A 24,747-nucleotide genomic window follows, 5' to 3' on the forward strand; every position below is an offset into this window, starting at 1 on the left:
AGCGTGCGCGCATGGAGGCTCAACCACCCGTGATCCGCGCGTTCGGCGCGGCCGCGATCGCCGAGGCGGCGGTGCTGATCCGCGCCGGCGGGATCGTCGCGGTGCCGACCGAGACGGTCTACGGCCTCGCCGCCGACGCGCGCGACGCGCAGGCGGTCGCGCGCATTTACGCGGCGAAGGGGCGCCCGAGTTTCAACCCGCTGATCGTCCATGTCGCCGATCTCGCCGCGGCGGAGGCGATCGCGGTCTTCGACGCCGACGCACACGCGCTGGCAGCGCGCTTCTGGCCCGGACCGCTGACGCTGGTGCTGCCGCTGCGCGACCGTGCAGGGATCGCCTCGCTCGTCACCGCCGGGCTCGACACGATCGCGATCCGCGTGCCCGCGCATCGCGCGATCCAGGCGCTGATCGCGGCCGCAGACGCGCCACTCGCCGCACCGTCGGCGAACGCGAGCAACGGCCTCAGCCCGACCCGCGCAGAACATGTCGCCGCCAGCCTAGGCGCGCGGGCGCCGCTCATCATCGACGACGGCGCAACCGAGGCGGGAGTGGAATCGACGATCGTGGCGGGGCGGACGATCCTGCGCCCCGGACCGATCACCGCCGACATGCTCGGCCGCGTGCTACCCGTCGCGCCGGGCACAACCGCGCACGTCAGCGCGCCGGGACAACTCGCGACCCACTACGCGCCCGCCAAGCCGCTGCGTTTGAACGCGCGCGACCGCGAAGCCGACGAGTGGCTGATCGGCTTCGGCGACGTCACCGGCGACGACACTCTGTCGTCGCGCGGCGATCTCGTCGAGGCAGCAGCGGCGCTGTTCGATGCCCTCCACCGTGCGGATGCATCAGCCGCGGCACGGATCGCGGTCGCGCCGGTGCCCGACGACGGCGTCGGCGTCGCGATCAACGACCGCCTGCGCCGCGCCGCGCATCGCTAGCGGCCCGGCCCGTCGCGCGACGGGCCGGACAAGCCGGTCAGCGAACCGCCGGTGCCTGATCGTTGACGACTGCGGCCTTCTGCTCAGGGCTCATCGCGTGCGTGTTGAGGTCGGCGGCGTCGATCGCGTCACCGCGCTTCTCGCCCGTCTTGCGCACCTGGTCGGCCTGATCCTTCAGGTCATCGGCGCGCTGCTCGAGCTGGTCGGCACGGTTATCCGCCGCCTTCTTGACCTGATGCGCGAGCTTGTCGTCGCCCGAACCACCGCAGGCGGCGAGCGGTGTGGCGAGGAGCAGGACGGCGGCGGCGAGGCGGAACGTGGACATGATCTCTTCCCTGTCGATACGCGGCCGGTCATTCCGGCGGCGTACTAACACAGATCAGCCGGCCCCGTTCCCTCGCCGCGCCTGTTCGGCGATCAGCCCTGCGCTTCGGCCATGCTCTTGGTGCGCGCGGCATAGCTCTTGCGCAGCTTCTGCAGCTTCGGCGGGATCACTGCCATGCAATACGGATTGCTGCGCCCCTCGGTTTCCCAATAATCCTGGTGATAGCCTTCCGCCGGGTACCAGGTGTCGTTCGCCTCGATCGTGGTGACGATCGGCTTCGACTGGTCACCCTGCGCGCGCGCGATCGCGGCCTTGGCCTCCGCGGCCTGCTCGTCCGACTGCGGGAAGATCGCCGACCGATATTGCGTGCCGACGTCGTTGCCCTGACGGTTCAACTGCGTCGGGTCGTGCGTCGCGAAGAAGATGTCGAGCAGGTCGCCGTAGCTCAACTGCGCGGGATTGAACCCGACCTTGATCGCCTCTGCGTGACCGGTGTCGCCGCCGCAGACCTGCTTGTAGGTCGGGTTGGCCACGTGCCCGCCGATATAGCCGCTCTCGACGCTCTCGACGCCGATCACGTCCTTGAACACGGCCTCGGTGCACCAGAAGCAACCGCCGGCAACAATCGCGTATTCGGTCATGTGAAGAAGTCTCCTTTGAGAAGAATGTAGGAAGCCGCTAACGCGCCGGAAAGGGAGTGGCACATGGCGCAGACGGCGAAGCTCGACGGCAAGGTAATGGTGACCGGGGGCGCGGGGTACATCGGCAGCCACGCCGTGCTCGCGCTGCTCGACGCCGGATACCGGGTCGTCGCGATCGACAATCTCGTCACCGGGTTCGACTGGGCGGTCGACGACCGCGCGACTTTGGTCGAGATGGCGGTCGAGGATCCGCGCGTTGCGGACGTGCTGGCCGAGCACGACGTCCGCGCGATCATGCATTTCGCCGGATCGGTGGTGGTGCCCGAATCGGTCAGCGATCCGCTCAAATATTATCGCAACAATACCGCTGCGACCCGCAGCCTGATCGAGAGCGCGGTGAAGGCGGGCGTCCCGCACTTCATCTTTTCCTCCACCGCCGCGACCTACGGCACGCCCGAGCGCGTGCCCGTGACCGAGACCGACCCGACCGTGCCGATCAATCCCTACGGCATGTCGAAATTGATGAGCGAGGCGATGCTGCGCGACATCGCGGCGGCGCACCCGATCAACTACGCCGCGCTGCGTTATTTCAACGTCGCGGGCGCCGACCCGCGCGGGCGCAGCGGGCAGTCGACCGTGGGCGCGACGCACCTGATCAAGATCGCGGTAGAGGCGGCAACCGGCAAGCGCACCGCGGTCAGCGTCTTCGGACAGGATTTCGCCACCCCCGACGGCACCGGCGTGCGCGATTATATCCACGTCAGCGACCTCGCCGACGCGCACGTCGCAGCACTCGCCTGGCTGGTCGAGCATCCGCGCGACAGCGTGACGCTCAACGCTGGCTACGGCCGCGGCTTCTCGGTGCTGGAGGTGCTCGACGCGGTCGACCGCGTCACCAACGTGCGCGTCGAGCGCCGGATGGAGGGCCGCCGCGCGGGCGACCCGGCCGAGCTCGTCGCCAACAACGCCGCGATCCTCGCGACGATCGATTGGACGCCCGGCCGCGCCGACCTCGACGGGATCGTCCGCGACGCGCTGGCGTGGGAGCGCAAGCTCGCCGAGATGGGACGCTGACGATGCGGCTGCGATCGCTGCTGTTCGTGCCGGGCGACCGGCCGGAGCGGATGGAAAAGGCCGCCGGGCTCGGCGCCGATGCGCTGATCCTCGATCTCGAGGATGCGGTCGCGGCCGGCGCCAAGGCTGCGGCCCGCGCCGCGGTGCGCGAATTCGTCGACATGCGCAGCGCCGAGGTGACGTTGTTCGTCCGCGTCAACCCGCTCGACAGCGCGTTCATCGCCGACGATCTCGCCGCGCTCGCCGACGCGCCGATGGCGGGCGTGGTGCTGCCCAAGGCGGAAGGGCGTGCCTCGGTCGCCGAACTACGCCGCCGCCTGCCCGGCGACTATCTCGTCCTGCCGATCGCGAGCGAGACGCCGCGCGCGGTGTTCACGCTCGGGGATTACGACGGAGATGGCCTCGCCGGTCTGACCTGGGGCGCGGAGGATCTGCCCGCCGCGATCGGCGCGTCGACCAGCCGCGAGGCCGACGGCAGCTACACAGACCCGTACAAGATGGTGCGTGCGCTTACGCTGTTCGGCGCGCATGCCGCGGGGGTGCCGGCGATCGAGACGGTCTATCCCGACTTCCGCGACCTCGACGGGCTCGCCGCTTATGCCGCGCGCGGGCGGCGCGACGGCTTCGCCGGGATGATGGCGATCCACCCCGCGCAGGTCGCGGTCATCAACGCCGCTTTCTCCCCCAGCGACGCCGAGGTCGCGCACGCCCGCGCGGTAGTCGATCTGTTCGCAGCCAATCCGGGCGCGGGCGCGCTGCAACTCGACGGCAAGATGGTCGACGCGCCGCACCTGAAAGCGGCCGAGCGGCTGCTCGCGCTCGCCGGCGGCTAGGGTCGGGTCAGGCGGTCGCCAGCAGCGGCCGGGTCTGCCGTGCGATCTGCCACCACCCGATCGCCCATAACGTACCGAAACTCCACCCCGCGAGCACGTCGGACGGCCAGTGGACACCCAGATAGACGCGGCTCGTGCCGACCGCGCCGACCAGGATGATCGCGAGGCCGAGCACCGTGTTGCGCGTCGCGCGTCCCGGCGTCACCTGCGTGACGAGCGCGGCGAGCGTCAAATAGACGATCGCCGAATTGGCCGCGTGCCCGCTCGGGAAACTGTCCCCCGTCACCTCGATCAACCGGTCGGCGATCGGCGGGCGCGGACGCATGAAGACGAGCTTCAGCAGGTTACTGCCCGCCGTCCCCGTGATCACCGCGGCGGCGACCATCCCCGCGGTGAGTGCCAACCGCCGCGCGATCAGGATCGCGACCGCACCCACCGTCACGATCGTCAGCACGGTGCCACCGCCCAGCGCCGTCACGTCGATCATCGCTTTTCGCAGCCACGCCGGCCCCGCGCCGCGCAGCGCGTTGCTGATCGCCGCATCGAACCCGAACGGATGCCGGCTGAGCGCGAACCCCACCACCAGCAACAGTGCGATCGCGCCCGCGCACAGCCCCGCCGCGCGCAGCACCGACGGCAGATGCCAGCGCCGCGCCTCCTGGATGGGTTCGGCCGCGGTCAGCGCGGGGGCGATGGTCGGGTGATCGGTCATCCGCCCGCCTCTAAGGGCGCGAGCCGCGGCGCGTAACCCCGCAACAGGCCGTGCGCACCGCGGCACCCGCCTCAATAGGTCGCGTCGTCGGGCTGATCGAACAGGTCCTTGAACCGGCGCGGTTGCGAGCGGAGATACTGGTCGGGCGCGCGCACCCGCCCACCCAGATGCGCCGCGGCGTGCCACGGCCAGCGCGGATCGTAGAGGATCGTGCGCGCCAGCGCGATCAGATCGGCGTCGCCCGTCGCGACGATCGCCTCGGCCTGCTCGTAATCGGTGATGAGGCCCACCGCGACGACCGGGATCGACACCGCCCCCTTCACCGCGCGCGCGAGCGGCACCTGGTAATTGGGGCCGACCGGAATGTCCTGCCGCGGATCGAGCCCGCCGCTCGACACGTGGATCGCGGCGCACCCGCGCGCCTCCAGCGCCTGCGCGAACGCGATCGTCCCCGCCGCGTCCCAGCCGCCCTCTACCCAGTCGGTTCCCGACACGCGCACCGTCACGGGCTTGTCAGCCGGAAACGCCCCCCGCACCGCGTCGAACACCTCGAGCGGATAGCGCATCCGGTTCTCGAGGCTGCCGCCATAATCGTCGTCGCGTCGGTTGGAGAGCGGCGAGAGGAATTCGTGCAGCAGGTACCCGTGCGCGGCGTGAATCTGCACCGCGTCGAGCCCCAGCCGCGCCGAGCGACGCGCCGCCTCGGCGAAGGCATCGCGGATCGCGTCCATCCGCGCCCGCGTCAGCGCCACCGGCGCGGCCTCGCCCTCGCCGAACGCGAGCGCCGACGGGGCCTCCGTCTGCCAGCCGTTCGCCTCGGTCGCGGCGATCTGCTTGCCGCCCTTCCAAGGCAGGTCGGTCGACGCCTTGCGCCCCGCGTGCGCCAACTGGATCGCGATCGGCATCGATGAGTGCGCGCGTATCCCGTCGACCACGCGCTTCATCGCCGCCTCGGTCGCATCGTCCCACAGCCCGACGTCGCCGTAGGTAATCCGCCCCTCGGGCACCACCGCGGTCGCCTCGATCGTCAGCACGCCCGCCCCCGACAGCGCGAGCTGGCCGAGATGGATCAGGTGCCAGTCGGTCATGCAGCCGTCCTCGGCCGAATACTGGCACATCGGCGCGATCACGATGCGGTTGGCGAGCGACAGGCCGCCCAGCTCGAAACGCTCAAACAACTTGGGTCCGCTCATATCGTCCGCTCTCGTCAGGGAGCCGCCCCAACGCACCGCGCCGATTTGGGATGCGGCGCCGCGCTCACCTCACGCGCGCGACGACGGTGGCTGGGGTTGCGGCGTGTCGAGCAGGTTGCGGGTCAGCGCGCGATACGCGTCGCTGTCGGCGATCACCGCCGCCTGCTGCTCCAGCGTGCGATAGGCGACGAGCACCGCGCGCCCGTCCTTGGTCAACCGCGCGCCGCGGTTCTGCCCGCCCCCCGCCGACGCCTCGACCAACCGGTCGGCAAAGCAGCGGTTCATCTCGTCGACCAGCAACCACGTGCGGCGATAGCTCATGCCGAGCGCGCGTCCCGCGGCCGAGATCGAGCCCTCGCGGTCGATTGCCTCGAGCAGGTCCGCCTTGCCCGGCCCCATCGCGAACCCGTCGCCGCACACGAGCTGCAGCTTGAGCTTGAGCGCGCCCAACCTCACGGTCGCGCCTCGGGGCATGTGCGGGCCATGCGCGCGGACATATCGCTTCCGGCCGCCGCGCGCTACGCTCGCGCGCATGGATGTCACGGCGGCGAGGCGCGGGGACGCGCGGATCTGGGCGGCGATCGCGGGGGTCGTCGCGCTCACCGCCGCGATCCTCTTAACGATGGGGCGCAGCGCGATCTGCACCTGCGGGCTCGTCGCGCTGTGGCACGGGCAGGTCAACTCGGCCGAGAACAGCCAGCAATTGCTCGATCCCTACAGCGCGACGCACCTCGTCCACGGCCTGCTGTTCTACGCCGCCGGCTGGCTGCTCCTCCGGCGGCTCGGCTGGCGCACGCGGCTGCTCGTCGCGGTGGTGGTGGAAGCAGCGTGGGAAGTGGCGGAGAATTCGCCCGCGGTGATCGACCGCTACCGCAGCGTCACCGCCGCGCTCGGCTACACCGGCGACAGCGTGCTCAATTCGGTCGGCGACATCGCGTGCATGATCGCCGGGTTCCTGATCGCGCGCGCACTGCCGTGGCGCGCCGCGGTCGCGCTGGCGCTCACGATCGAGCTGATGCTCCTCGCCACGATCCGCGACAATCTGACGCTCAACGTGGTGATGCTGATCGCGCCAGACCCGCGCATCGTCGCGTGGCAGCAGGCGGGCGGCTGAGCGTGCTTCACGCCGCGCTTACCAATCGGCTGCTAGGGCGTCGGTCATGTTTCACGACTCAGCCCTCGCGGACACGACCCGCACCGACCCCCGCCCCGACAGCGCGGTCAGCCACGGCGTCGGGGTCGCGGGTCTCGCCGGGCTGATCGCCTGGGTCGCGGTCGCGCGGCACTTCGGGATGGATGGCACCTACGCCGCGCTTGCCAACGTCGCCGCCTGCGCGCTGCCCATGGTGCTGTGGTCACTGCTGGTCGACAAGGTCCACCGCCACGCCTCGACCGGGATCGACTGGCGCCGGGCGAAACCGTGGCGCGAGACGATCGACATCAGCCTCGTCAAGCTTGCCGGGCTCTGGATCACCTGGGCGGGGCTCGCGATCATCTACATGACCGGGCGCTTCTACTGGGACGGCAATTACCGGTTCGCGATGTGGTGCCTGGAAAGCGCCGCGCCGTGGCTGTTCGCCGCCTCGATCCCCTATGTCATGTGGCTCGACCGCTATCTCGTCGCGCCGCGCGACGGTGCCTGGGCGCTCGGCGCGTGGATCACCGGCGTCGCGCCGGCCGACCGCGAGGCGATCTACGCGCATCTGCGCGGCTGGGGGGTAAAGGCGTTCTTCCTCGCCTTCATGCTCGCCATCGTGCCGCCGGGCTTCGCCGATTTCGTCAACGCCGACACGGCCAATTTGCTCGGCTCGCCGACCGCGCTCGCCAACTGGCTGATCAATTTCATGTTCGTAGTCGACGTCGCCTTCGCGACCGTCGGGTATCTGCTGACGATGCGCCCGCTCGACGCGCATATCCGCTCGGCCAATCCCTTCATGGCCGGCTGGACCGCCGCGCTGATCTGCTACCCGCCGTTCATCATGATGGATGACGGACGGCCGTTCGACTACCGCCCCGGCACCGCTGACTGGACGCACTGGATGCAGGGGCACCCGACCTTGCTCGCGGTGACGGGCGCGGTGCTCGTCGTGCTGACCGGCATCTACGCCTGGTCGACCGTCGCGTTCGGGCTGCGTTTCTCCAACCTCACCAACCGCGGTATCCTGACGCACGGGCCCTATTCTCTATCGCGTCACCCGGCCTATCTGTCGAAGAACATGTTCTGGTGGATCTCGACGATCCCCTTCCTCACCACCGGCAGCCTCGCGGATGCCTCGCGCGCGACGATCCTGATGGCCGCGGTCAGCGGCATCTATTACTGGCGCGCGCGAACCGAGGAGCGCCACCTGCTGCTCGACCCCGATTACCAGCGTTACCACGCCTGGATGGCACGCCGCGGCGCGGTGCCGCGCTTCCTGCGCTGGGCGCGGGGCGGCGGCGATGCAGCGCCCGCGCCTGCGACCGCCTGACTGGAGCGCCGTACCCGCACGCCTCAATCCGACTGGCGGGAAAGTCCGGCAGGCACCGCCGCCGCCCGCCGCCGGACAGCGCGTCTTCTTAGAAGCTCGCCTCGTCGTACACCTTCGACACGTCGCCGTTCCACGCGCCGCGGTACCGCTCCAGCAGCATCTCGGCGGGCACCTTGCCGCTCCGTACGATCTCGCGCAGCGGATCGAGGAAGCCGGTCTCGTCGTCGCCCGCGTCGTTCAGCCGCCCACGCGCCTTCAACCCGGCATGCGCGATGTCGAGCACGCGCCCGGCCACGTCGCGCAACTGCCCGCCCCCCGCGATCGGCGCCGACAGCCCCTGCGCCGGCACCGCGTCGCGCAGATTCTGCCGCTCCTCGAGCGTCCAGTCCTTCACCACGTCCCACGCCGCATCCAGCGCCTGATCGTCGTACAGCAGCCCGACCCAGAATGCGGGCAGCGCGCAGATCCGGTTCCACGGTCCCCCGTCGGCGCCGCGCATCTCCAGGAACGTCTTCAACCGCACCTCGGGAAAGGCGGTCGACAGATGATCGTTCCAGTCGTCGATCGTCGGCCGCTCGCCCGGCAGCACCGACAATTCGCCGCGCAAGAAATCGCGGAAACTCAGCCCCGCCGCGTCGATATACTGGCCGTCGCGGTAGACGAAGTACATCGGCACATCGAGCATATAGTCGGCGTAGCGCTCGTAGCCGAAACCGTCCTCGAACACGAACGGCAGCATGCCGGTGCGCGCGGGGTCGGTGTCCGACCAGATATGGCTACGATAGCTCAGAAACCCGTTGGGCTTGCCTTCGGTGAACGGCGAGTTGGCGAACAGCGCGGTGGCGAGCGGTTGCAGCGCCAGCCCGACGCGGAACTTCTTCGCCATGTCGGCTTCCGACGCATAATCCAGGTTCACCTGGATCGTGCAGGTGCGCAGCATCATGTCGAGCCCCATCGTGCCGACGCGTGGCATGTGGCGCAGCATGATCGCGTAGCGGCCCTTGGGCATGATCGGCAGCTCGGCGCGCGTCTTGTCGGGCCACATGCCGAGACCCAGGAAACCGATCCCCAGCTTCTCGCCCGCCGCCTTCACCTGAGCCAGGTGGCGTCCCGTCTCGGCGCAGGTCTGGTGCAGATGGTCGAGCGGCGCACCCGACAGCTCGAACTGACCCGCGGGCTCGAGGCTGACCGATCCGTCCGCGCCGGTCAGCGCGATGACCTTGCCGTTCTCCTCGACCGGCTGCCAGCCATGCTGCTCCAGCTCGCCCAGTAGCGCGCGGATGCCCGCGGGCTCGTCCCACGACGGCGCGTGATAGTCGCCGCGCGCGTAGACGAATTTCTCGTGTTCGGTGCCGATGCGCCAGCGCGCGCGCGGCTTCTCGCCCGAGGCGAAATGGCCAACCAGTTGATCGCGCGATTCAATGACCGCTGCGTTGCTGTTCGAAACGGTCTTCGTCGTCATAGCGGCGCGCTTACGCGCGGATGAACGACAGCGCTAGTGGCTGCGTGGTGGCAGGGCCGTCGTCGTCGACGCGGGCGTCCCACAACGAAAAAGGGAGGCCGGCGTGATGCCGACCTCCCCGTAATCGTACGTCAGTGACGATCGACTTACTGGCCCGAACCCGGACCGTAGGTGATTTCCACGCGACGGTTCTGCACTTCGCGCACACCGTCGGCGGTCTGGACGCGCAGGCGGGTCTCGCCGAACGCTTCCGTGGTCATCACGCCGTCCGGGATACCCTTCGACGCGAGGTAGGACTTCACCGCATCCGCACGGCGCTGCGACAGGCCGACGTTGTACTGCGAGGAGCCCGACGTGTCGGTGTAACCCGCCAGCATGACCTGCGCGTTGCTGCAGTTCTGGTACTGGGTGACCGCGTTGTCGAGGATCGACGCTGCTTCCGGGGTGACGTCCGACTTGTCCCACTCGAAGAACACGATGAACGGACCCGGCGAGCAGACCACTTCCGGCGCCGGAGGCGGCGGCGGCGGCGGCGGGGGCGGCGGCGGCGGCGGCGGCGGCGGCGGTGCAGCCGGCTCGCCGAAGTTGTAGGTCACGCCGCCCAGGATGCTGTGCGAACGGAACCGGCCGTCGTAGCCGCTGGTGCGCGCGTCGACGAGGTTGACGCTGTCGGCGTTGAAGAAGCGGTACTTGACCGACACGTCGACCCGGTCGCTCAACGGCGCACGGATGCCCGCCAGCGCCTGATAGGCGAACACGGTGTCGGAGTCGTCTACCAGGTCGTAGCTGCGGGTCAGGGCGTACTTGCCCTTCACGCGCGCCACACCGGCACCGCCGCCGACGAAGCCCTGCAGGCCATCGTCCGGACCGAAGTCCAGCAAGCCGTTGATCATGAAGCTGAGCGCCGAGCTCTTACCGCCGCCATAGTTGTAGGCGCCAGCCGGTACGGTCTGCGCAGCGTTCGGACCGAACGGGATGCGACCCGACGAACGGATGCCGTCGACGGTTGCTTCGCGATAGCCGACTTCCGCCTCGAGGCGGAACGCGCCGAAATCGTAACCAATCACGCCATCGAGATCATAACCGTAGTTGTGATCGATGGAGGTCGTTCCACTCAGCGTGGTGGCAGCGCCGTTGACGTTGTAGTCGATGTCTTCGACGATCATCCCACCGCCCTCAACGCCCACGTACCACGCCTTGTCGCGGGCCAGTGCGGGCGAGGCGAGCGCGGTCGAAGCGAGCGCCACAGTGATGGCAAGCTTCCGCATACTATTCCCCTTTCCTTGGTGTCACTACGGACAGCGCAAACCCACTATCCGAGCCTAGGTTTCCGCACAAGCGATCAAAATAGCTGAGTGTGGCGCCAAGGACACAGTTTCGGTCACGCGATCAGGCCGTGCGTGCGCATCGCGGCGAGGATCGCGCTCACCGTCGCGCGAACTTCCGCATCGATCGTCGTGCCCCCCGCGACGTCGGGGATCGCCGCCTGCCGTGCGCCGAGTACGGGCTCGCCGTCGACGATCACGCGCGCCGCACGCACCACGCCGTCCTCCCATCCGCCACGAAACGACACGCGCCGCTCGCGCGCGGCGCACCATACCGACAGCCCCGCGAAGGCGTCGACGAAGCGCCAGCCGCCGTCGGTCCAGCCAGCGATCGCGCGCGCGTGCCCCGCCCATTCCGCGACCGGTGCGTCACCCACGATCCAGCACGCGCCGGGCGACGGATCGGCGGGCGGCACGTTGACATTCATGTCCTCCACGACCCCCGCCACCGCGATGTCGAGCAGCGCAAGTGCTTCATTGTGCGTCACTTCCTTGGCCGCCTGGCCAATTTGCAACACTGGTAGCCGCAACCGCGGCGTGTGATCCTCAGTCATTATTGGTTCCCCTCGACGCTGCCTTGCATGATCGTCACCGCGCGCGACGCGGCGAGCGTGCCGACCTGCGCGATCGACACGCGCACCCCGCCGCCCGCGACCTCCGCGTCCGTGATCGTCACGCCCGGCTCGGGGGTCAGCATCACGCGCGTGCCCGCCGCGCTCGCCACCTCGACGCGGTAGCATTCGCGCTCCTCCGCCAGCGGCACCTCGCCGTCCGCCCAGCGCCAGCCGAGCCGGCTGCGCCTGATCCACGTCACTCGCGCGCTGCCGTCGGCGCGCGCGGTCCAACGCGTGTGGACCGGGGCGAGCGGCGCGACCGACCGCCCGGTCACGATCGTCTCCGCCACGGCCGGTACATCGCCGTCGCCGACGCCGCGCGCGCTCACCCGCACCCGGTCGCCGAGTCGCACCGCGCCGGCGGCGGGAACCAGCAGCGAGTCGCGCGTCAGCAGCACGAACCGCGCGCCTATGTCGTGCGACGACGCCGCACTGCCGTTCAGCCCGCGCGCTAGCTCCGACAGGCGCCACCGCGCCGGCGCGACCTGCTCGGCACGTGCGAAGCGGATCACCTCGTCGCCCAGCAGCGCCAGGTTCGCGCCGCGGTCGCGCGCGGCGGCGTCGGCGCTCTGCAACGCCGCCGCGTCGTTGGTCAGGGCCAGCTCGATCACGCTCGCGCGATCGAGTAGCGTCGCACTGCCGCGCGCGACCGGCGCGGTCACGCGTCCGATCACCGTCGGCGCGGCGATGCGGCCGAGCGTCTCCCAGCTCGCGCCATCGTCGCGGCTGATCTCCACCGCCGCGCCGCGCCAGCCAGCGCCGTCCCCCGCCGCCGCGATCGCGATCCGCGGCGCGCTCCACGCTTCCTCGCCGTCGGGGTAGAGTTCGAACGCTTCGACGATCGTGCGCCCGATCACCACGTCGGGGGTCGCGGCCACCGCGCCCGCGTCCGCCGGCCGCGCCGCGACGCGCTCGACCAGTGGCACGAGGTCGAGCGTCACCCGCATCGCCTCGACGTCGCTGCGCACCACCCGCCACGCGCGCGGATCACCGCCCAGCCGCACCGCATCGCCCGGCGCGACCGCGATCGCGCGCGCGTCCGCCACCACCCGCCGCGTCTCGCGCATCCGCTCGCGCGCGAGCAGCGTCGACAGCGCCACCGCCTTCGCCGCATCCGCGGGCATCCCGCCACCGGCCGCGTGATCCGCCGCGCCGCGTCGCCGTAGCGTTTGACCAGCGCGAAGGCGCGCGTCACCCCGTCGCCCGTCCCGATCGCCACACCGTGCGCATCGTGGTCGAACGGGTCGCGCAGCCGGAACGCGCGCGCAGGCCCGCGTCGTGCGCGAAAGAAATCGAGCAGCGCGGCGACATCCGCCTCGCTGCGCACCCCCGGCCCTACATCATAGGCCGTCCGCGCGCCGTCCCAGCGCGCGCTGCGCATCTCGTACCCGCCCGCCCCCTCGACCACGTCGGTCGCGAACGCGGGCGACACCTCCGCCTCGCGCCCCAGCGCGAGCGGGAACGCCACGTCGTCGAACGCCTGCATCTCGTCCTCCCCCTCACCGCGTCGCCGATCGCGATCACGCTGCCCGCGCCCTCGCACGCGATGTGGCTCAGCTCGACCCAGCCCTCCTGCGCGTTCGGCAACGCGCCGCCCCCCGCATCGTACCCCGGCGCGACCAGCGACACGAACATCCGGTCGACGTCGCCCGCCCATACCGGGTCCGCCTCGCCCGGCCACAGGAACCCGCCGTCGAGCGTTGCGAAATCGATCGCCACCACCGCGTTCTCGGGCGTGCCGCTCGCGTAGTTCCACAGCCGCACGTACCAGCTGCGCGGCACGCCCGCGGCGTCGCGTCCCTCGATCGTCAGCACCGGGCCGTTGACCGCGTCGAGCGGCATCACCCCGCCCGATCGCCAGCGGAACGACCATCGGCAATCGCGGTAATCGCGCGCGGTCTCGTACGCCAGCAGCGGGTGATCGTGCGTGTCGACGCTCTCCCAGATCAATCCCGCCAGATCATCACGCGCGTAGAACACCGCGTCGACGCGCAGCGCGTCGGGCGCGGTCGTCGTCACCGCCGCCATCATCGGGCGCGGGAAATTCACCGTCCAGAACACCGGGTCGAATCGCGACATCACGTCGCTCGCCTGCGCCCCGCGCGCGGCGTGCAGGTGAAATCCCGTCCTCATATGCCATGCTCCCCCCACCTCGGCCCGCCCGTCACGCGGCCGCGGACGAGTGCCACCACGCCCGCGCACCATCCCTGACCGCGCGCAGACGCCATCTCGGGTGCAAACGATCATGCGTCCACGCGCCGCTCACCCCGCGTCGTCCAGCGCGCGCCTGACCGCGCGCGCGACCTGTCGGCTCGATCGCGCCATCGTCGTCGCCGCCGCCCCCGCCGGCGCGTTGACCGTGATCGCCACGCGCACGTCGCGCGCGCCGCCTGCGGCGCCGCCCGCCACCACCTGCCCGCTGCTCGTCGGCACGAACATCTCCGGCCCGCGCTCGCCGACCATGTACGCGCGCCCGGGCGACACCGGCCCGCCCGTCGCGCGTCCGGGCAGTCCCAGCAGTCCGAGCAGCCCCGTCAGCAATCCGCCGCTCACGCCGCCCCGCGCGCTCACCCCCAGGCTGCCGATCCCCGCCGTCACCGCACCGCGCGCGATCTCGGCGAGCGTCGACAGCGCCACGCCGCGCAGGTCGTCGAACCCCAGCTTCCCCGTCCTGACCGCCCGCGCGAGCGCGGTCTCGACCGCGCGCCCCGCGCGGTCCGCCCCGGCCGCGAACGGTCCCTCCAACGCGGCGCGCATCTCGCCCACGTCGCGCGCGAACCCTTGCGTGTCGGCGCGCACGCCGATCACCAGCCGCTCGATCTCCTCATCCATCCGGATATTGCTCCCGCAACCGGGCGAGCACGCCGCCGTCGGCCGGCTCGCCCGCATCCCCCCTCACCGCGTCGACCAGCGCCGCCAGCTCGTCGGGTGTCGCGCGCCAGAATGCGTCGGGCGACCAGCCCCATCGCCGGCGTCGTCGTCCCCGCTTCCCGCCCCGCGCGTCACCGCGCCCTCTGCCGCTCGAGCGTGTCGAGCAACTGCACCAGCCGCGCGTCGGTCTCCGCCTCGCTCGGCCGCGCGCGCCGGATCGCGCCCTCGCCGCGCACCGCGCCCGCGTACCGGGCGAGGATCGCGAGCACGAACTTCAGGTCCGCCTCGCTCGCGCGTCCCGCCGCCAGCGCCGCCGCCGGGCTATCCGCGATCACCGCGCGCGCCACCGCGTCCCCGCCCTCCCCGGCCGGGTCGACGCTGCAGGGCAGCCGCTCCAGCGCGTAGCGCAGCGCCTCCGCCTCCAGCCGGTCGTACCCGCTGGCCAGCGCCGCGTCCCATTCGGCGGCAAAGGCGGGATCGCTTCGCCGCGTCTTGTATACCGTGCCCCCGCCCACCTCGCTCGCTTTGGTCGCTAGCGCGACGTTGCAGGTCGCCGCCAGCACCTCGATGAAGCGCGCACGCCGCGCCTCGGTGAAGCTGCTGCGCTTCACCACTGCGCGCTGCACCCGCCGCGACTTCCCCCCGCGCAGCATCAACGCGCCCCTCGCCCCGTCATCCATCCCCGCCCCCCGTTTCTGTGTCCAGATCCCGCCGCGCCCGGCTCAGCGTCCTGCGCGCGCCCCGGTCTCCGTTTCCCGATCCCGCCGCCCACGGCTCGTCGCCCTGCGCGCCCCACGCCCCCCGTGAGCAGGCCCCCGCAACGCGGCAGCCTCGGGTCGCACCGAAGACGCACCACACGCGCGGCCCGCCCCCCGTAGGGGCGGCGCGCCTTCGAGCCCGCTATTGGCCCTAGCCCTGACGATCCTACCCCCGGGCGCGCATTGCCGCCGAACCGGTAAAACGCCCCCGCGCCTAACCCGTGCCGCTGACGCCCGCCCGCAGGCCCCCGCCGCGATCCATTCGACCCGATCCGCCCCATTCCGACGCGCAGACGCCCGAAACGACGAAGGGCCGGCGCGGCGGGGTGCATCACCCCGAACCGCCCGGCCCTTCGAACACCCGATCGGGTGTCACATCATCTCGATGTTCCCGTTTTGTACACAAACAGCGTCACGCTGTCAAGCACTGTTTCACCCGAACCCGACCGGGCCGTGCAGCCGGGAGCAGCCCGATCGCTGCCCCCGACCGTGGCCGTCACAGGCCGAACTTGATCCCGGCGCGGAACTGCCGGCCGAAGATACCCTCGCCGCCCTGCACCGGATTGTAGAGATAAGCGCCATACGTCGCCGGATCGATCGGCGGCAGGTCGTTCAGCACATTGAGCACGTTGACGTAGAAGCTCACGCGGTCGTTGATCTTCGCGGTGCCGACCAAATCGAGCGTGATATAGCCGTCGACATTGGGCGGCAGGTAATCGACCCCCAGTCCGCCGTCGCCGCGCACGCCGCCCTGGTCTTCCGCCGACAGATTGTAGCCCGCGACATAGTTGACCGTGCCGCTCAGGCTATAGGTGTCCTGCACCGCCAGCGTCTGCGTCACGTTGGCGCGCCAGCGCGGCGTCCCGGTGCCCGCGGTCAAATTGTAGTTGCCGAGCGTGCCGACGTACTTTTCCTTGCGACCGCCCGGGAAGGTAGTGCTGAGATCGAGCAGCAGGCTCGCCTCGCCCGAGATCGTGTAGCGCACCGCGTCCGACAGGTCGAACCGCCCGGTGGCGCCGAAGTCGATGCCCTGCGAGTGGATCGTGTTGGCGTTGACCAACTGCGACCGGACCAGGCCGACGCGCGGCGTCGCATTCTCGAACCCGACACCGACCGCGTCGGGGATCACCTCGAACCCGGCGGGGATCGGCTGCCCGGCGTAATAGGCCTGCAACGCGTCACCCGCGGTCAGCGTCGTGATCGCGCCGGTCTTCTTGATGTCGAAGAAGTCGGCGGTGAACGTCACGTTGCGGATCGGCTCGAACACGATGCCCGCGGTGAAGCTGCGCGACTTCTCGGGATCGAGGTTCTGGCTGGCGAGCGTGGTCTGCCCGTAGCTGCCCGAACGGATATAGGTCGGGCACGACGAGAAGGTGGCGACCGTGCAGCCATATTGCGCCAGATACGCGTCGGAGAACAACGTCGCGTTGTTCGTCACGTAACCCGTCGTCGGCAGCGCGTTGGCTTCACCAAAGCTCGGGATACGGAAGCCTCGCGACCAGGTGCCGCGGATCGCCAGCTGGCGGAACGGGGTGAACTTCGCGCCGATCTTGGGCGAGAAATTGCTCTGCCCCGACGAATAATGGTCGTAGCGGCCCGATGCATTGACCAGGAACTGGTCGAGGACCGGCAACTGCAACTCGCCGAATGCCGAGCTGACCGTACGGTTGCCGCTCGTGCCGAACGCGTTGATCGTGAAATAACGCTGCGTCGGGCCGTTGTTGTCGGGGTTCGCCGACGGCGCGTCGATCGCTTCATAGAACACCGATCCGCCGACCGCGAGCTGCGCGTTGCCGCCCGGCAGCGCGAACAGGTCCTTCGAAACCGACGCCTGGATCTGGTACAGGTCCGAGCTCGAGTTCGAGATGTTCGTCGGCGTCAGGTAATCGCGCGTCGCCTGCGAATTGCTCGCCGGGTTGATGAAATTGTAGCTGCCGTCGTTGATGACGTCGAGCAGGTGTTGGATGAACACGTAGCCCGCCTGCGTGCGACGCAGGTCGGTGTGCATCGCGGTGCCGTCGACACGGTAGTTCCAGCCACCGTCGATCGTGCCGTTGATGCCCAGCGCCGCGCGGTACACGCGGTTGCGCGTCGCATTGTACGTGACCGAATCGGGCAGCGTGCCGAGCAGCAGCGCGGTCTGCCCCTGCGCCGCGAACGGGTTGTTGGGGTTCAGCGTCCCGTTCGCCGCGGTGCAGTTCACCGTGCCGCGCGGGCAGACGTAGACCGGCAGCGACAGCGGTGCCGACCCGGCGGCATATTGCGCCGCCGCCGACGAGGTCGAGAATTGCGGAAACAGGATACCCGCGGGCGCATTGCCGCGGATCACCGACGGGTCACCGGTGTAGTTCGACGACGATTGCTGGAAATTCGCCTCGAAATACGCCTCGGCCGACGAACCGACCTTCGCGGTGAAGCGCGCCGAACCGCCGAAACGCTCGATGTTGGGCGATACGACGCCGTACTGGTTGGTCGCGTCCTGCTGGCACACGACCGGCGCGATCGCGGCGTTGTTGTTGGTCGCCTGACCCGGCTGGGTCCGGTCGGCGAGCGTGGTGGTGTACGGCGTACCGTTCAGGCAGCCCGGCGTCAGCAACTGGAAGCGCGACCCGGTGACCGCGGTCGCACCATTCGCCGGACGGACGTAGAAATTGGCACCCGCCTGCGGCCCGTTGTTGGTCAGCAGTCCGTTCGACTGGAGCCCGTTGACGATGTTGTTCGGGCCACCCGTGCCGACGCCGCGCTGGTCGGCGGAGTTGAACGGATACGGCAGGTCGCGGTTGTAGACGCCCTCGCTGCGGAAATAGAAGCCGCTGATATAGGCGTTATACCCCTTTTCATCGAGGTCGCCGGTACCCGCGGTCAGCGTCAGGCGCTGGTTCGCCGCGACGCCGTCCTGGCTGATGCCCGCCTCGGCGCGGCCGCTGATGCCGTTGAACGACCGCTTGGTGATGACGTTGACCACGCCCGCGATCGCGTCCGCGCCGTAGCTCGACGAAGCGCCGTCACGCAGCACCTCGATCCGGTCGACGATATCATCGGGGATCGTGTTCAGATCGACGAAGTTGCGCGTCGCATTGTCGGCGAGCGGGTAATAGGCCGCGCGCAGGCCATCGAACAGGACCAGCGTCGAATTGGTCGACAGACCGCGCAGCGACACCGCCGAGGCGCCGCCCGCGAACGCGCCGTTCGCGGTGAACGAATTGGTCAGCGCCGGGCCGTTGTTCGACGCGAGCGACTGGATCGCGCCCTGCACCGTGTTGATGCCGCGCGCGTCGAGGTTCGCCGAGGTCAGCGTCGTCACCGGCGACGGCGTCGCCGCGTCGGTCTGCCGCAGCAGCGACCCCGTCACGACGATGTCCTCGCCCGCGGTCGCCTGCCCCGCCGGATCGGTCACCGTCTGGACCTGCGTCGTCGGCTCGGCGGATTGATTCTCGGCATTTTGCGCCGGAGTAGGCGCGGTCTGCGCCGTCGCGGGCGCCGTCATCGACAGCAGGAGGCCGAGCACCGACGTGCTGGCGAGAATGTGTCGCTTGTTGAACGATGTCATCATTGACCACGATTGATCGTCGTGCGCGCCGCGCACCCATTCCTCACCCTCACCGGCAGCGCTGACGGCCGCTCGATTAGGTCAGGATTGCTGTATGACGCAGATTTCATCGATCGGTAAGCGAGGATGACATTGTTTCAGCGAAAAGTGGCGGGTTGTTGCACAAATGCTACGTTTAGCATCTGCAGCATAAAAATATTGCGCAGCAACATTGCCCGATCCCGCCCGCGGCTCACGGTCTCCTGACACTCCCCGCGCTGTCCGGATGCCTCCGACGAGCTACGCTCTGGCCGCGCACAGGATCGCGATCCGCCCACCCCCCACGCAACCCTGCGCCGTTTCCCGCTTTATAGCCGTGGCGGATCGTGGGGTTGATGAGGATCAATGATGCAGGGCGATATCGACGGACCGGCTCGCACGCCCGCGCCCGATCGCGCGCCCACCCCAGCCACGCGCCTTGCCCCAATCCGCGCCACGCAAAACCCCGCCCCTACGCCCACTCGATGAACCCGATTTTAGAGAACTGATCTGGATCATACCCGTTGACCCGGCATCCAACGCCACGCTCGCGCGACACCGCATCATGCCAGGTGGCCGATGCCGGTGCCCCGGTGCGCGTGCACCAACCGGAGCGGGCACGATGCATCTGACCAAAGCGCTCATCGCCGAATTCATCGGGACGTTCTTTCTGATCTTCATCGGCGCGGGCGCGGTGATCTCGCTCGCGCCGGGCAACATGGCCGCGATCGCGCTCGCGCACGGCTTCGTCATCATGGCGTTCGCCTACGCCTTCGGCAACGAGAGCAACACCTATCTCAACCCCGCGCTCACCGTCGGCGTCGTCCTGGCGGGGGAAGGCAAGGCAGCGGCCGCGCTTCCCGTCTTCGTCGCGCAGATGCTCGGCGGCGTCGCGGGCGGGCTCGTGCTGCTCCAGGTCTACGGCCCCGCCGCACCGCACCACCTCGGCATGACCACGATCACCCCCGGCACTACCTCGCTTCCGAGCGGCCTGCTGCTCGAAGGGCTCGGCACGTTCCTCCTGATGACGATCGTGCTCAACACCGCGCTGCGCAAGGCGGCGGGGCGTTTCGCTCCCTTCGCGATCGGCATGACGGTCGCCTTGTGCATCATGAGCTTCGGCTCGACCACGGGCGCGTCGATCAACCCCGCGCGCACGCTCGGCCCGGCGGTCGCGGCGGGCAATTACCAGGAAGTATTCCCCTATCTCGCCGCGCAATTCGTCGGCGCGATCGTCGCCGCGCTGCTGTACCGTCTCGTCTTCGCCAATCCGGTCGGTGACGAAGCGGACCACGCCGTGCGCGCGGAACCCGCATTTTGAACACCCCTTTCAGCGAAGCGGAGCAATTGAATGGAAGACTATAAGGACGTTCTGGCGGGCAAATGCCCGTTCGGCGGCGACCGGCTGGGCGGCGCGTTCGGCAGCAAGCCGACGCTCCAGGACTGGTACCCCAATCGTCTGCGGGTCGAGCAGCTCCACCGCAACGGCCCGCGCGCCAATCCGCTCGGCGAGGAGTTCGACTACAAGGCCGCGTTCGAGGCGATCGACCTCCAGGCGCTCAAGGCCGAGATCAAGCAGTTCCTCCAGACCTCGGTGTCGTGGTGGCCGTCCGATTACGGCAATTACGGCCCGCAGATGATCCGCATGGCGTGGCACGCCGCGGGCACCTACCGCATCGCCGACGGGCGCGGCGGCGCGGGCGAGGCAATGCAGCGGTTCGCCCCGATCGACAGCTGGTGGGACAATGGCAACACCGACAAGTCGCGCCGGCTCATCTGGCCGATCAAGCAGAAATACGGCGACGCACTGTCGTGGGGCGACCTGATGGTGCTCGTCGGCAATTGTGCGCTCGAGATCATGAACTTCCCGACCTACGGTTACGCCGGCGGGCGCCACGACGCGTGGGAGGCGGACGACGCGACCTATTGGGGTCCCGAATACGTCAACATGTCCACCGTTGAATCGTTCGACAAGATGACCGACCGGTCCGAGCGCTGGCGCGGTGAGAACGGCGACGCCGACTATGATCTGGAACAACCGCTCGCCGCGACCAATCAGGCGATCATCTACGTCGACCCCGAAGGCCCGAACAAGAGCGGCGTGCCGCTCGAATCGGCGCGCGACATCCGCATCGCCTTCACGCGCATGGCGATGAACGATGAGGAGACGGTGGCGCTGATCGCGGGCGGTCACGCCTTCGGCAAGAGCCACGGCATGGTCGCGCCCGACCGCATCGGCGCACCGCCCGAAATGGCCCCGATCGAGCAGATGGGGCTGGGCTGGCACAACCCGCAGGGCCAAGGCAACGCCGAGAACACGATGACCAACGGCATCGAGGGTAGCTGGACCCCCGATCCGACGACGTGGGACAACAGCTATCTGGAAAACCTGTTCAAATACGAATGGGAACAGACCAAGAGCCCCGCGGGCGCGCTGCAATGGACGCCCAAGGACCCGAACGCGCCGCGAACCCCCGACGCGCACATCCCGGGCAAGACGCACCCGCTGATGATGATGACCAGCGACATCGCGCTCAAGGACGACCCCGTCTATCGCCCGATCTGCGAGCGCTTCCTCGCCGACTTCGACTATTTCACGCTGCAATTCTCGAAGGCGTGGTACAAGCTGACGCACCGCGACATGGGCCCGAAGGAGCGTTACCTCGGCGAAGAGCGGACGATTGAGGACGACCTGCTGTGGCAGGATCCGATCCCGCCGGTCGACCACGCGCTGATCGACGCGAACGACGTCGAACGGTTGAAGCAGGCGATCCTGGGCAGCGGCGTGTCGGTGTCCGACCTCGCCTTCACCGCCTTCTCGGCCGCCTCGACCTACCGCGACACCGACAAGCGCGGCGGCGCGAACGGCGCGCGCATCGCGCTCGCCCCGCAGAAGGACTGGGCGGTCAACCAGCGCGCGATGCCCGTGATCGAGCGGCTGCGCGCGATCGGCGATGACTTCAACGCCGGCGCCGCGGGCGGCAAGCGCGTCTCGCTCGCCGACCTGATCGTTCTCGGCGGCTGCGCGGCGGTGGAGCGCGCGGCGGCGGACGGCGGCCACGCGGTTTCGGTGCCCTTCACCCCCGGGCGGATGGACACGACCGACGACCGCACCGACGCCGACAGCTTCGAATGGCTGCGCCCGATGGTCGACGGCTTCCGCAACTACGTCGACGACCGGTTCGAGGACGTGACCGGGGGCAAGCTCGCACCCGAGCAGATGTTCCTCGACCGCGCGAACCTCCTGGGGCTCAGCGCACCCGAATGGGCGGTGCTGACCGCGGGCCTGCGCGCGCTCGGCGCCAATTGGGACGGCTCGACGACGGGCGTGCTGACCGACCGCGCCGGCACCTTGTCGAACGACTTCTTCACCGTCGTGACCAGCATGGATTACGATTGGTCGAAGACCGACGAGAAGGGCCACGCCTTCGCGCTTCGTGACCGCGACAGCGGCGAGCAGCGCTACACCGCGACGCGGCTCGACCTGATCTTCGGCGCCAATTCGCAGCTCCGCGCGATCAGCGAAGTCTATGCCGCCACCACCGGCGAGGCACGCTTCGTGCGCGACTTCGTGCGCGTGTGGGACAAGGTAATGATGGCCGATCGCTACGACGTCCATCAGTGATGCCGGAACCGGGCGGGTCGACGCGCGACCCGCCCGACCGGTCCGGTAACCTGACGTTGGAAGCGCCGGGCCCCGATCGCGGGCCCGGCGCTTTCTATTACCAGATGCGTACGCGCTCGGCGGGGGCGATATATTGCTTCTGGTCGGGCGTGATCTTCCACGCCTGGTACCACGCGTCGACGTTGCGCAGCGGGTTCACCGCGCGGATCTGCCCCGGCGAGTGCGGGTCGCTGACCAACTGCTGGCGCAGCGCCTCGTCGCGGAACAGCGTGCGCCACACCTGACCCCAGCCGAGGAAGAAGCGCTGGTCGCCGCTGAACCCGTCGATCGCGCGCGCGGGCTTGCCGTTCAGCGAATTGTGATACGCGTCGAGCGAGATCAGCACGCCGCCCAGGTCGGCGATATTCTCGCCCATCGACGCCTTGGCGTTGATGTGGATGCCCGGCAGCCCCGCGAAGTCGTACGCCTCATATTGCGCGCCGTAACGCGCCGCCTGTGCCTCGAACTTCTGTGCGTCGGCAGGCGTCCACCAGTCGCGCAGCACGCCGCGACCGTCGGACTTGCGCCCCTGGTCGTCGAACCCGTGCGTGATCTCGTGCCCGATCACCCCGCCGATGCCGCCGTAATTGACCGCGTCGTCGGCCTTGGGGTCGAAGAACGGCGGTTGCAGGATCGCCGCCGGGAATACGATCTCGTTCTTGACCGAGCTGTAGTACGCGTTGACCGTCTGCGGCGTCATGCCCCACTCGGCGCGGTCGACCGGCATGTTCATGCGGTTGCGGTCGTAATCCCACTCGAACCGCGACGCGCGCTCGGCATTGCCGACGAGGTCGCCCGGCACGATCCGCAGCCCCGAATAATCGCGCCACTTGCTCGGATAGCCGACCTTGACCGTGAAGCCCTTCAGCTTGTCCTGCGCCTGCGCCTTGGTCGCGGGGCTCATCCAGTTGAGGTTCTGGATCCGGCCCGCCAGCGCGACACGCAGGTTCGCGACCAGCGTGTCCATCTTCGCCTTCGACTCAGGCGGGAAATACAGCTGGACGTAATCGCGCCCGATCCCCTCGCCGACGCCGTTCTCCGCGAACGCGACCGCGCGCTTCCAGCGCTCGCGCTGCTGCGGCTGGCCGTTCAGGAACTTCGAGCGAAACTCGAACTGCGCGTCGACGAACCGCTTCGACAGCAACGGCGCGATCTGGTCGGTGGTGCGAAACGCTTCCCACGCCTTCAGCGTGTCGAGGTCGGTGTCGGCATAGACCTTGGCGATGTTGGGGAATGCGGTGTTCTGCGCGACGATCGCGCGCTCCGACTTGCCCAGCCCCGCGGCCTGCCAGAACGGATCCCACGGAAAGCCCGGCGCCTGCGCCTTCAATTCGGCCAGCATCGTCAGATTGTAGGTCTTGTCGCGGTCGCGGCTCTGCGCGCGCGTCCAGTGCGCCTGCGCCAGCCGCGTCTCCATCGCGACGACGTTATTCGCCGCCGCGTCGGCGTTCGGCCACCCCGCCATCGTCAGCATCTGAGCGACATATTGGCGATAGCGCGCGACCTGCGGCTGGAACTTCGGGTCGACGTAGAAATCGCGGTCGCCCAGCCCCAGCCCCGACTGGCGCAGGTAAAGCGCGTAGGTGTCGGGCTTCTTCGCGTCGTCCGACACGCCGGGGCCGAAGAAGCTGCCGCCGAACCCGCCGATCGCGCGCCCCATCACCGCCGCCATCTGGTTCTTGTCGCCGACCGCCTTGATCGCCGCCAGCCGTTCGTTGAGCGGCTTGGCGTCGAGCTTCTCCGCCGCGGCCTGGTCCATGAACCCGGTATAGAGGATCGCCGCCTTCATCCGGTCGGGATTGGCGGTGTCGTTGACCTTATACCCTTCCAGCAACGTGCGCAGCCGCTGCTCCGACAGGTCGCGCAGCACCGCGAACGCGCCGTAGGAACTCCGGTCGTCGGGAATCTGCGTATTCTTCGCCCAGGTGCCGTTGACGAAGCGGAACCAGTCGTCGCCCGGACGCACGCTGCGGTCCATCCCCGACACGTCGAAGCCCCACGGGCCGTAGCTCGTCGCCGTCGCGTCGGGCGCGGCGGCGGGCGTCTGCGCGGCGGGGGCGGCGGGGGCACTCGCCTGCTCGACCCGGCTGAGCGCGGGGGCTGCTAGCGCAACCGTTGCCGCGGCGGCGGCGAGGAAAAAAGGCTTTCTGGACAAGAACTAATCTCCGCAAAACGACAGATAGTATCGCTGGTAACCACGCTGCCATAACCGAACATATGTTGCAACATCCCTGTCCTTTCGCGCGCGCCGCACCGCACGCGCGAGGGATCGCCGCACCGCCCTCGCGCTTTGTGCGGTCA

General features: G+C 69.3%; 21 protein-coding genes and 2 pseudogenes. 7 read left to right on the plus strand and 16 right to left on the minus strand.

Going from position 1 to position 24,747, the window contains the following annotated elements; all coding sequences use genetic code 11:
- Nucleotides 1-11 precede the first annotated feature (11 nt).
- Complete coding sequence (locus tag KZ810_RS10690) at nucleotides 12-938, plus strand: L-threonylcarbamoyladenylate synthase (RefSeq protein WP_219769108.1); 927 nt, start codon at nucleotides 12-14, stop codon at nucleotides 936-938.
- 37 nt (nucleotides 939-975) lie between these two features.
- Here the strand turns inward: KZ810_RS10690 and KZ810_RS10695 are convergent, their stop codons facing one another.
- Together KZ810_RS10695 and msrA are read right to left on the minus strand one after the other, a co-directional pair.
- Nucleotides 976-1,263 carry a hypothetical protein gene (locus KZ810_RS10695; RefSeq protein WP_219769109.1) on the minus strand — a complete coding sequence of 96 codons (288 nt, stop codon included), beginning with the start codon at nucleotides 1,261-1,263 and terminating at the stop codon, nucleotides 976-978.
- 92 nt (nucleotides 1,264-1,355) lie between these two features.
- On the minus strand, nucleotides 1,356-1,904 hold the full coding sequence (gene msrA / locus KZ810_RS10700; protein ID WP_219769110.1) for a peptide-methionine (S)-S-oxide reductase MsrA: 549 nt from the start codon (nucleotides 1,902-1,904) through the stop codon (nucleotides 1,356-1,358).
- 63 nt (nucleotides 1,905-1,967) lie between these two features.
- Between msrA and galE the strand changes: the two genes are divergently transcribed.
- Both galE and KZ810_RS10710 read left to right on the plus strand, forming a co-directional pair.
- Nucleotides 1,968-2,978 (plus strand): UDP-glucose 4-epimerase GalE, encoded by a 1,011-nt coding sequence (galE, locus tag KZ810_RS10705; protein ID WP_219769111.1) that lies wholly within the window; start codon nucleotides 1,968-1,970, stop codon nucleotides 2,976-2,978.
- Nucleotides 2,979-2,980: 2 nt separating this feature from the next.
- Nucleotides 2,981-3,811, plus strand: coding sequence for an HpcH/HpaI aldolase/citrate lyase family protein (locus KZ810_RS10710; RefSeq protein WP_219769112.1), 831 nt, complete (start codon nucleotides 2,981-2,983; stop codon nucleotides 3,809-3,811).
- Between the two features lie 7 nt (nucleotides 3,812-3,818).
- On the opposite strand, the gene KZ810_RS10715 is transcribed toward KZ810_RS10710, so the two are convergent.
- The 3 genes from KZ810_RS10715 to KZ810_RS10725 all read right to left on the minus strand — a co-directional run bounded on the left by KZ810_RS10715 (nucleotide 3,819) and on the right by KZ810_RS10725 (nucleotide 6,172).
- The gene (locus tag KZ810_RS10715) at nucleotides 3,819-4,523 is read right to left on the minus strand and encodes a phosphatase PAP2 family protein (protein WP_219769113.1); all 705 of its coding nucleotides are present in this window, start codon (nucleotides 4,521-4,523) and stop codon (nucleotides 3,819-3,821) included.
- 71 nt (nucleotides 4,524-4,594) lie between these two features.
- Complete coding sequence (locus tag KZ810_RS10720; protein WP_219769114.1) at nucleotides 4,595-5,716, minus strand: NADH:flavin oxidoreductase/NADH oxidase; 1,122 nt, start codon at nucleotides 5,714-5,716, stop codon at nucleotides 4,595-4,597.
- 69 nt (nucleotides 5,717-5,785) lie between these two features.
- Nucleotides 5,786-6,172 carry a winged helix-turn-helix domain-containing protein gene (locus KZ810_RS10725; protein WP_308461537.1) on the minus strand — a complete coding sequence of 129 codons (387 nt, stop codon included), beginning with the start codon at nucleotides 6,170-6,172 and terminating at the stop codon, nucleotides 5,786-5,788.
- 76 nt (nucleotides 6,173-6,248) lie between these two features.
- On the opposite strand from KZ810_RS10725, the gene KZ810_RS10730 reads away from it, so the two are divergent.
- Complete coding sequence (locus KZ810_RS10730) at nucleotides 6,249-6,830, plus strand: DUF2585 family protein (RefSeq protein ID WP_219769116.1); 582 nt, start codon at nucleotides 6,249-6,251, stop codon at nucleotides 6,828-6,830.
- 46 nt (nucleotides 6,831-6,876) lie between these two features.
- Nucleotides 6,877-8,184, plus strand: a complete 1,308-nt coding sequence (locus KZ810_RS10735; RefSeq protein ID WP_219769117.1) for a methyltransferase family protein — start codon at nucleotides 6,877-6,879, stop codon at nucleotides 8,182-8,184.
- Between the two features lie 88 nt (nucleotides 8,185-8,272).
- On the opposite strand, the gene KZ810_RS10740 is transcribed toward KZ810_RS10735, so the two are convergent.
- The 10 genes and pseudogenes from KZ810_RS10740 to KZ810_RS10775 form a co-directional block, all read right to left on the minus strand.
- Nucleotides 8,273-9,646 (minus strand): glutamate--cysteine ligase, encoded by a 1,374-nt coding sequence (locus KZ810_RS10740; protein WP_219769118.1) that lies wholly within the window; start codon nucleotides 9,644-9,646, stop codon nucleotides 8,273-8,275.
- Between the two features lie 146 nt (nucleotides 9,647-9,792).
- A complete protein-coding gene (locus KZ810_RS10745) occupies nucleotides 9,793-10,914 on the minus strand; it encodes an OmpA family protein (RefSeq protein WP_219769119.1) in 1,122 nt (373 codons plus the stop codon).
- A gap of 113 nt (nucleotides 10,915-11,027) precedes the next feature.
- A complete protein-coding gene (locus tag KZ810_RS10750; RefSeq protein ID WP_219769120.1) occupies nucleotides 11,028-11,525 on the minus strand; it encodes a DUF2793 domain-containing protein in 498 nt (165 codons plus the stop codon).
- The gene (locus KZ810_RS17245) at nucleotides 11,525-12,709 is read right to left on the minus strand and encodes a GTA baseplate fiber-binding domain-containing protein (protein WP_258044882.1); all 1,185 of its coding nucleotides are present in this window, start codon (nucleotides 12,707-12,709) and stop codon (nucleotides 11,525-11,527) included. The genes KZ810_RS10750 and KZ810_RS17245 overlap by 1 nt, the downstream gene beginning before the upstream one ends.
- Nucleotides 12,710-12,759: 50 nt before the next feature.
- A pseudogene (locus KZ810_RS17440) lies at nucleotides 12,760-13,071 on the minus strand (DUF2460 domain-containing protein); the annotation flags it as partial.
- A 14-nt stretch (nucleotides 13,072-13,085) separates the two neighbouring features.
- A pseudogene (locus tag KZ810_RS10755) lies at nucleotides 13,086-13,718 on the minus strand (non-contractile tail sheath protein); the annotation flags it as partial.
- Between the two features lie 129 nt (nucleotides 13,719-13,847).
- Nucleotides 13,848-14,417, minus strand: a complete 570-nt coding sequence (locus tag KZ810_RS10760) for a tail tape measure protein (RefSeq protein WP_219769121.1) — start codon at nucleotides 14,415-14,417, stop codon at nucleotides 13,848-13,850.
- Nucleotides 14,410-14,505, minus strand: a complete 96-nt coding sequence (locus tag KZ810_RS10765; protein WP_219769457.1) for a hypothetical protein — start codon at nucleotides 14,503-14,505, stop codon at nucleotides 14,410-14,412. The genes KZ810_RS10760 and KZ810_RS10765 overlap by 8 nt, the downstream gene beginning before the upstream one ends.
- Before the next feature lie 82 nt (nucleotides 14,506-14,587).
- Nucleotides 14,588-15,136 (minus strand): hypothetical protein, encoded by a 549-nt coding sequence (locus KZ810_RS10770; protein WP_219769122.1) that lies wholly within the window; start codon nucleotides 15,134-15,136, stop codon nucleotides 14,588-14,590.
- Nucleotides 15,137-15,710: 574 nt separating this feature from the next.
- Nucleotides 15,711-18,767, minus strand: a complete 3,057-nt coding sequence (locus tag KZ810_RS10775; protein ID WP_373369157.1) for a TonB-dependent receptor plug domain-containing protein — start codon at nucleotides 18,765-18,767, stop codon at nucleotides 15,711-15,713.
- Nucleotides 18,768-19,404: 637 nt separating this feature from the next.
- Between KZ810_RS10775 and KZ810_RS10780 the strand changes: the two genes are divergently transcribed.
- Nucleotides 19,405-20,103, plus strand: a complete 699-nt coding sequence (locus tag KZ810_RS10780) for an MIP/aquaporin family protein (protein ID WP_219769123.1) — start codon at nucleotides 19,405-19,407, stop codon at nucleotides 20,101-20,103.
- A gap of 30 nt (nucleotides 20,104-20,133) precedes the next feature.
- On the plus strand, nucleotides 20,134-22,407 hold the full coding sequence (gene katG / locus KZ810_RS10785; RefSeq protein WP_219769124.1) for a catalase/peroxidase HPI: 2,274 nt from the start codon (nucleotides 20,134-20,136) through the stop codon (nucleotides 22,405-22,407).
- Nucleotides 22,408-22,504: 97 nt separating this feature from the next.
- Here katG and KZ810_RS10790 read toward each other — a convergent pair whose 3' ends face one another.
- Nucleotides 22,505-24,601: a M13 family metallopeptidase gene (locus KZ810_RS10790; protein WP_219769125.1), complete on the minus strand. Its 2,097-nt coding sequence runs from the start codon at nucleotides 24,599-24,601 to the stop codon at nucleotides 22,505-22,507.
- Nucleotides 24,602-24,747: the final 146 nt, after the last annotated feature.

Origin of the sequence: Sphingomonas citricola (genome assembly GCF_019429535.1) — a bacterium.
Classification (GTDB): domain Bacteria; phylum Pseudomonadota; class Alphaproteobacteria; order Sphingomonadales; family Sphingomonadaceae; genus Sphingomonas; species Sphingomonas citricola.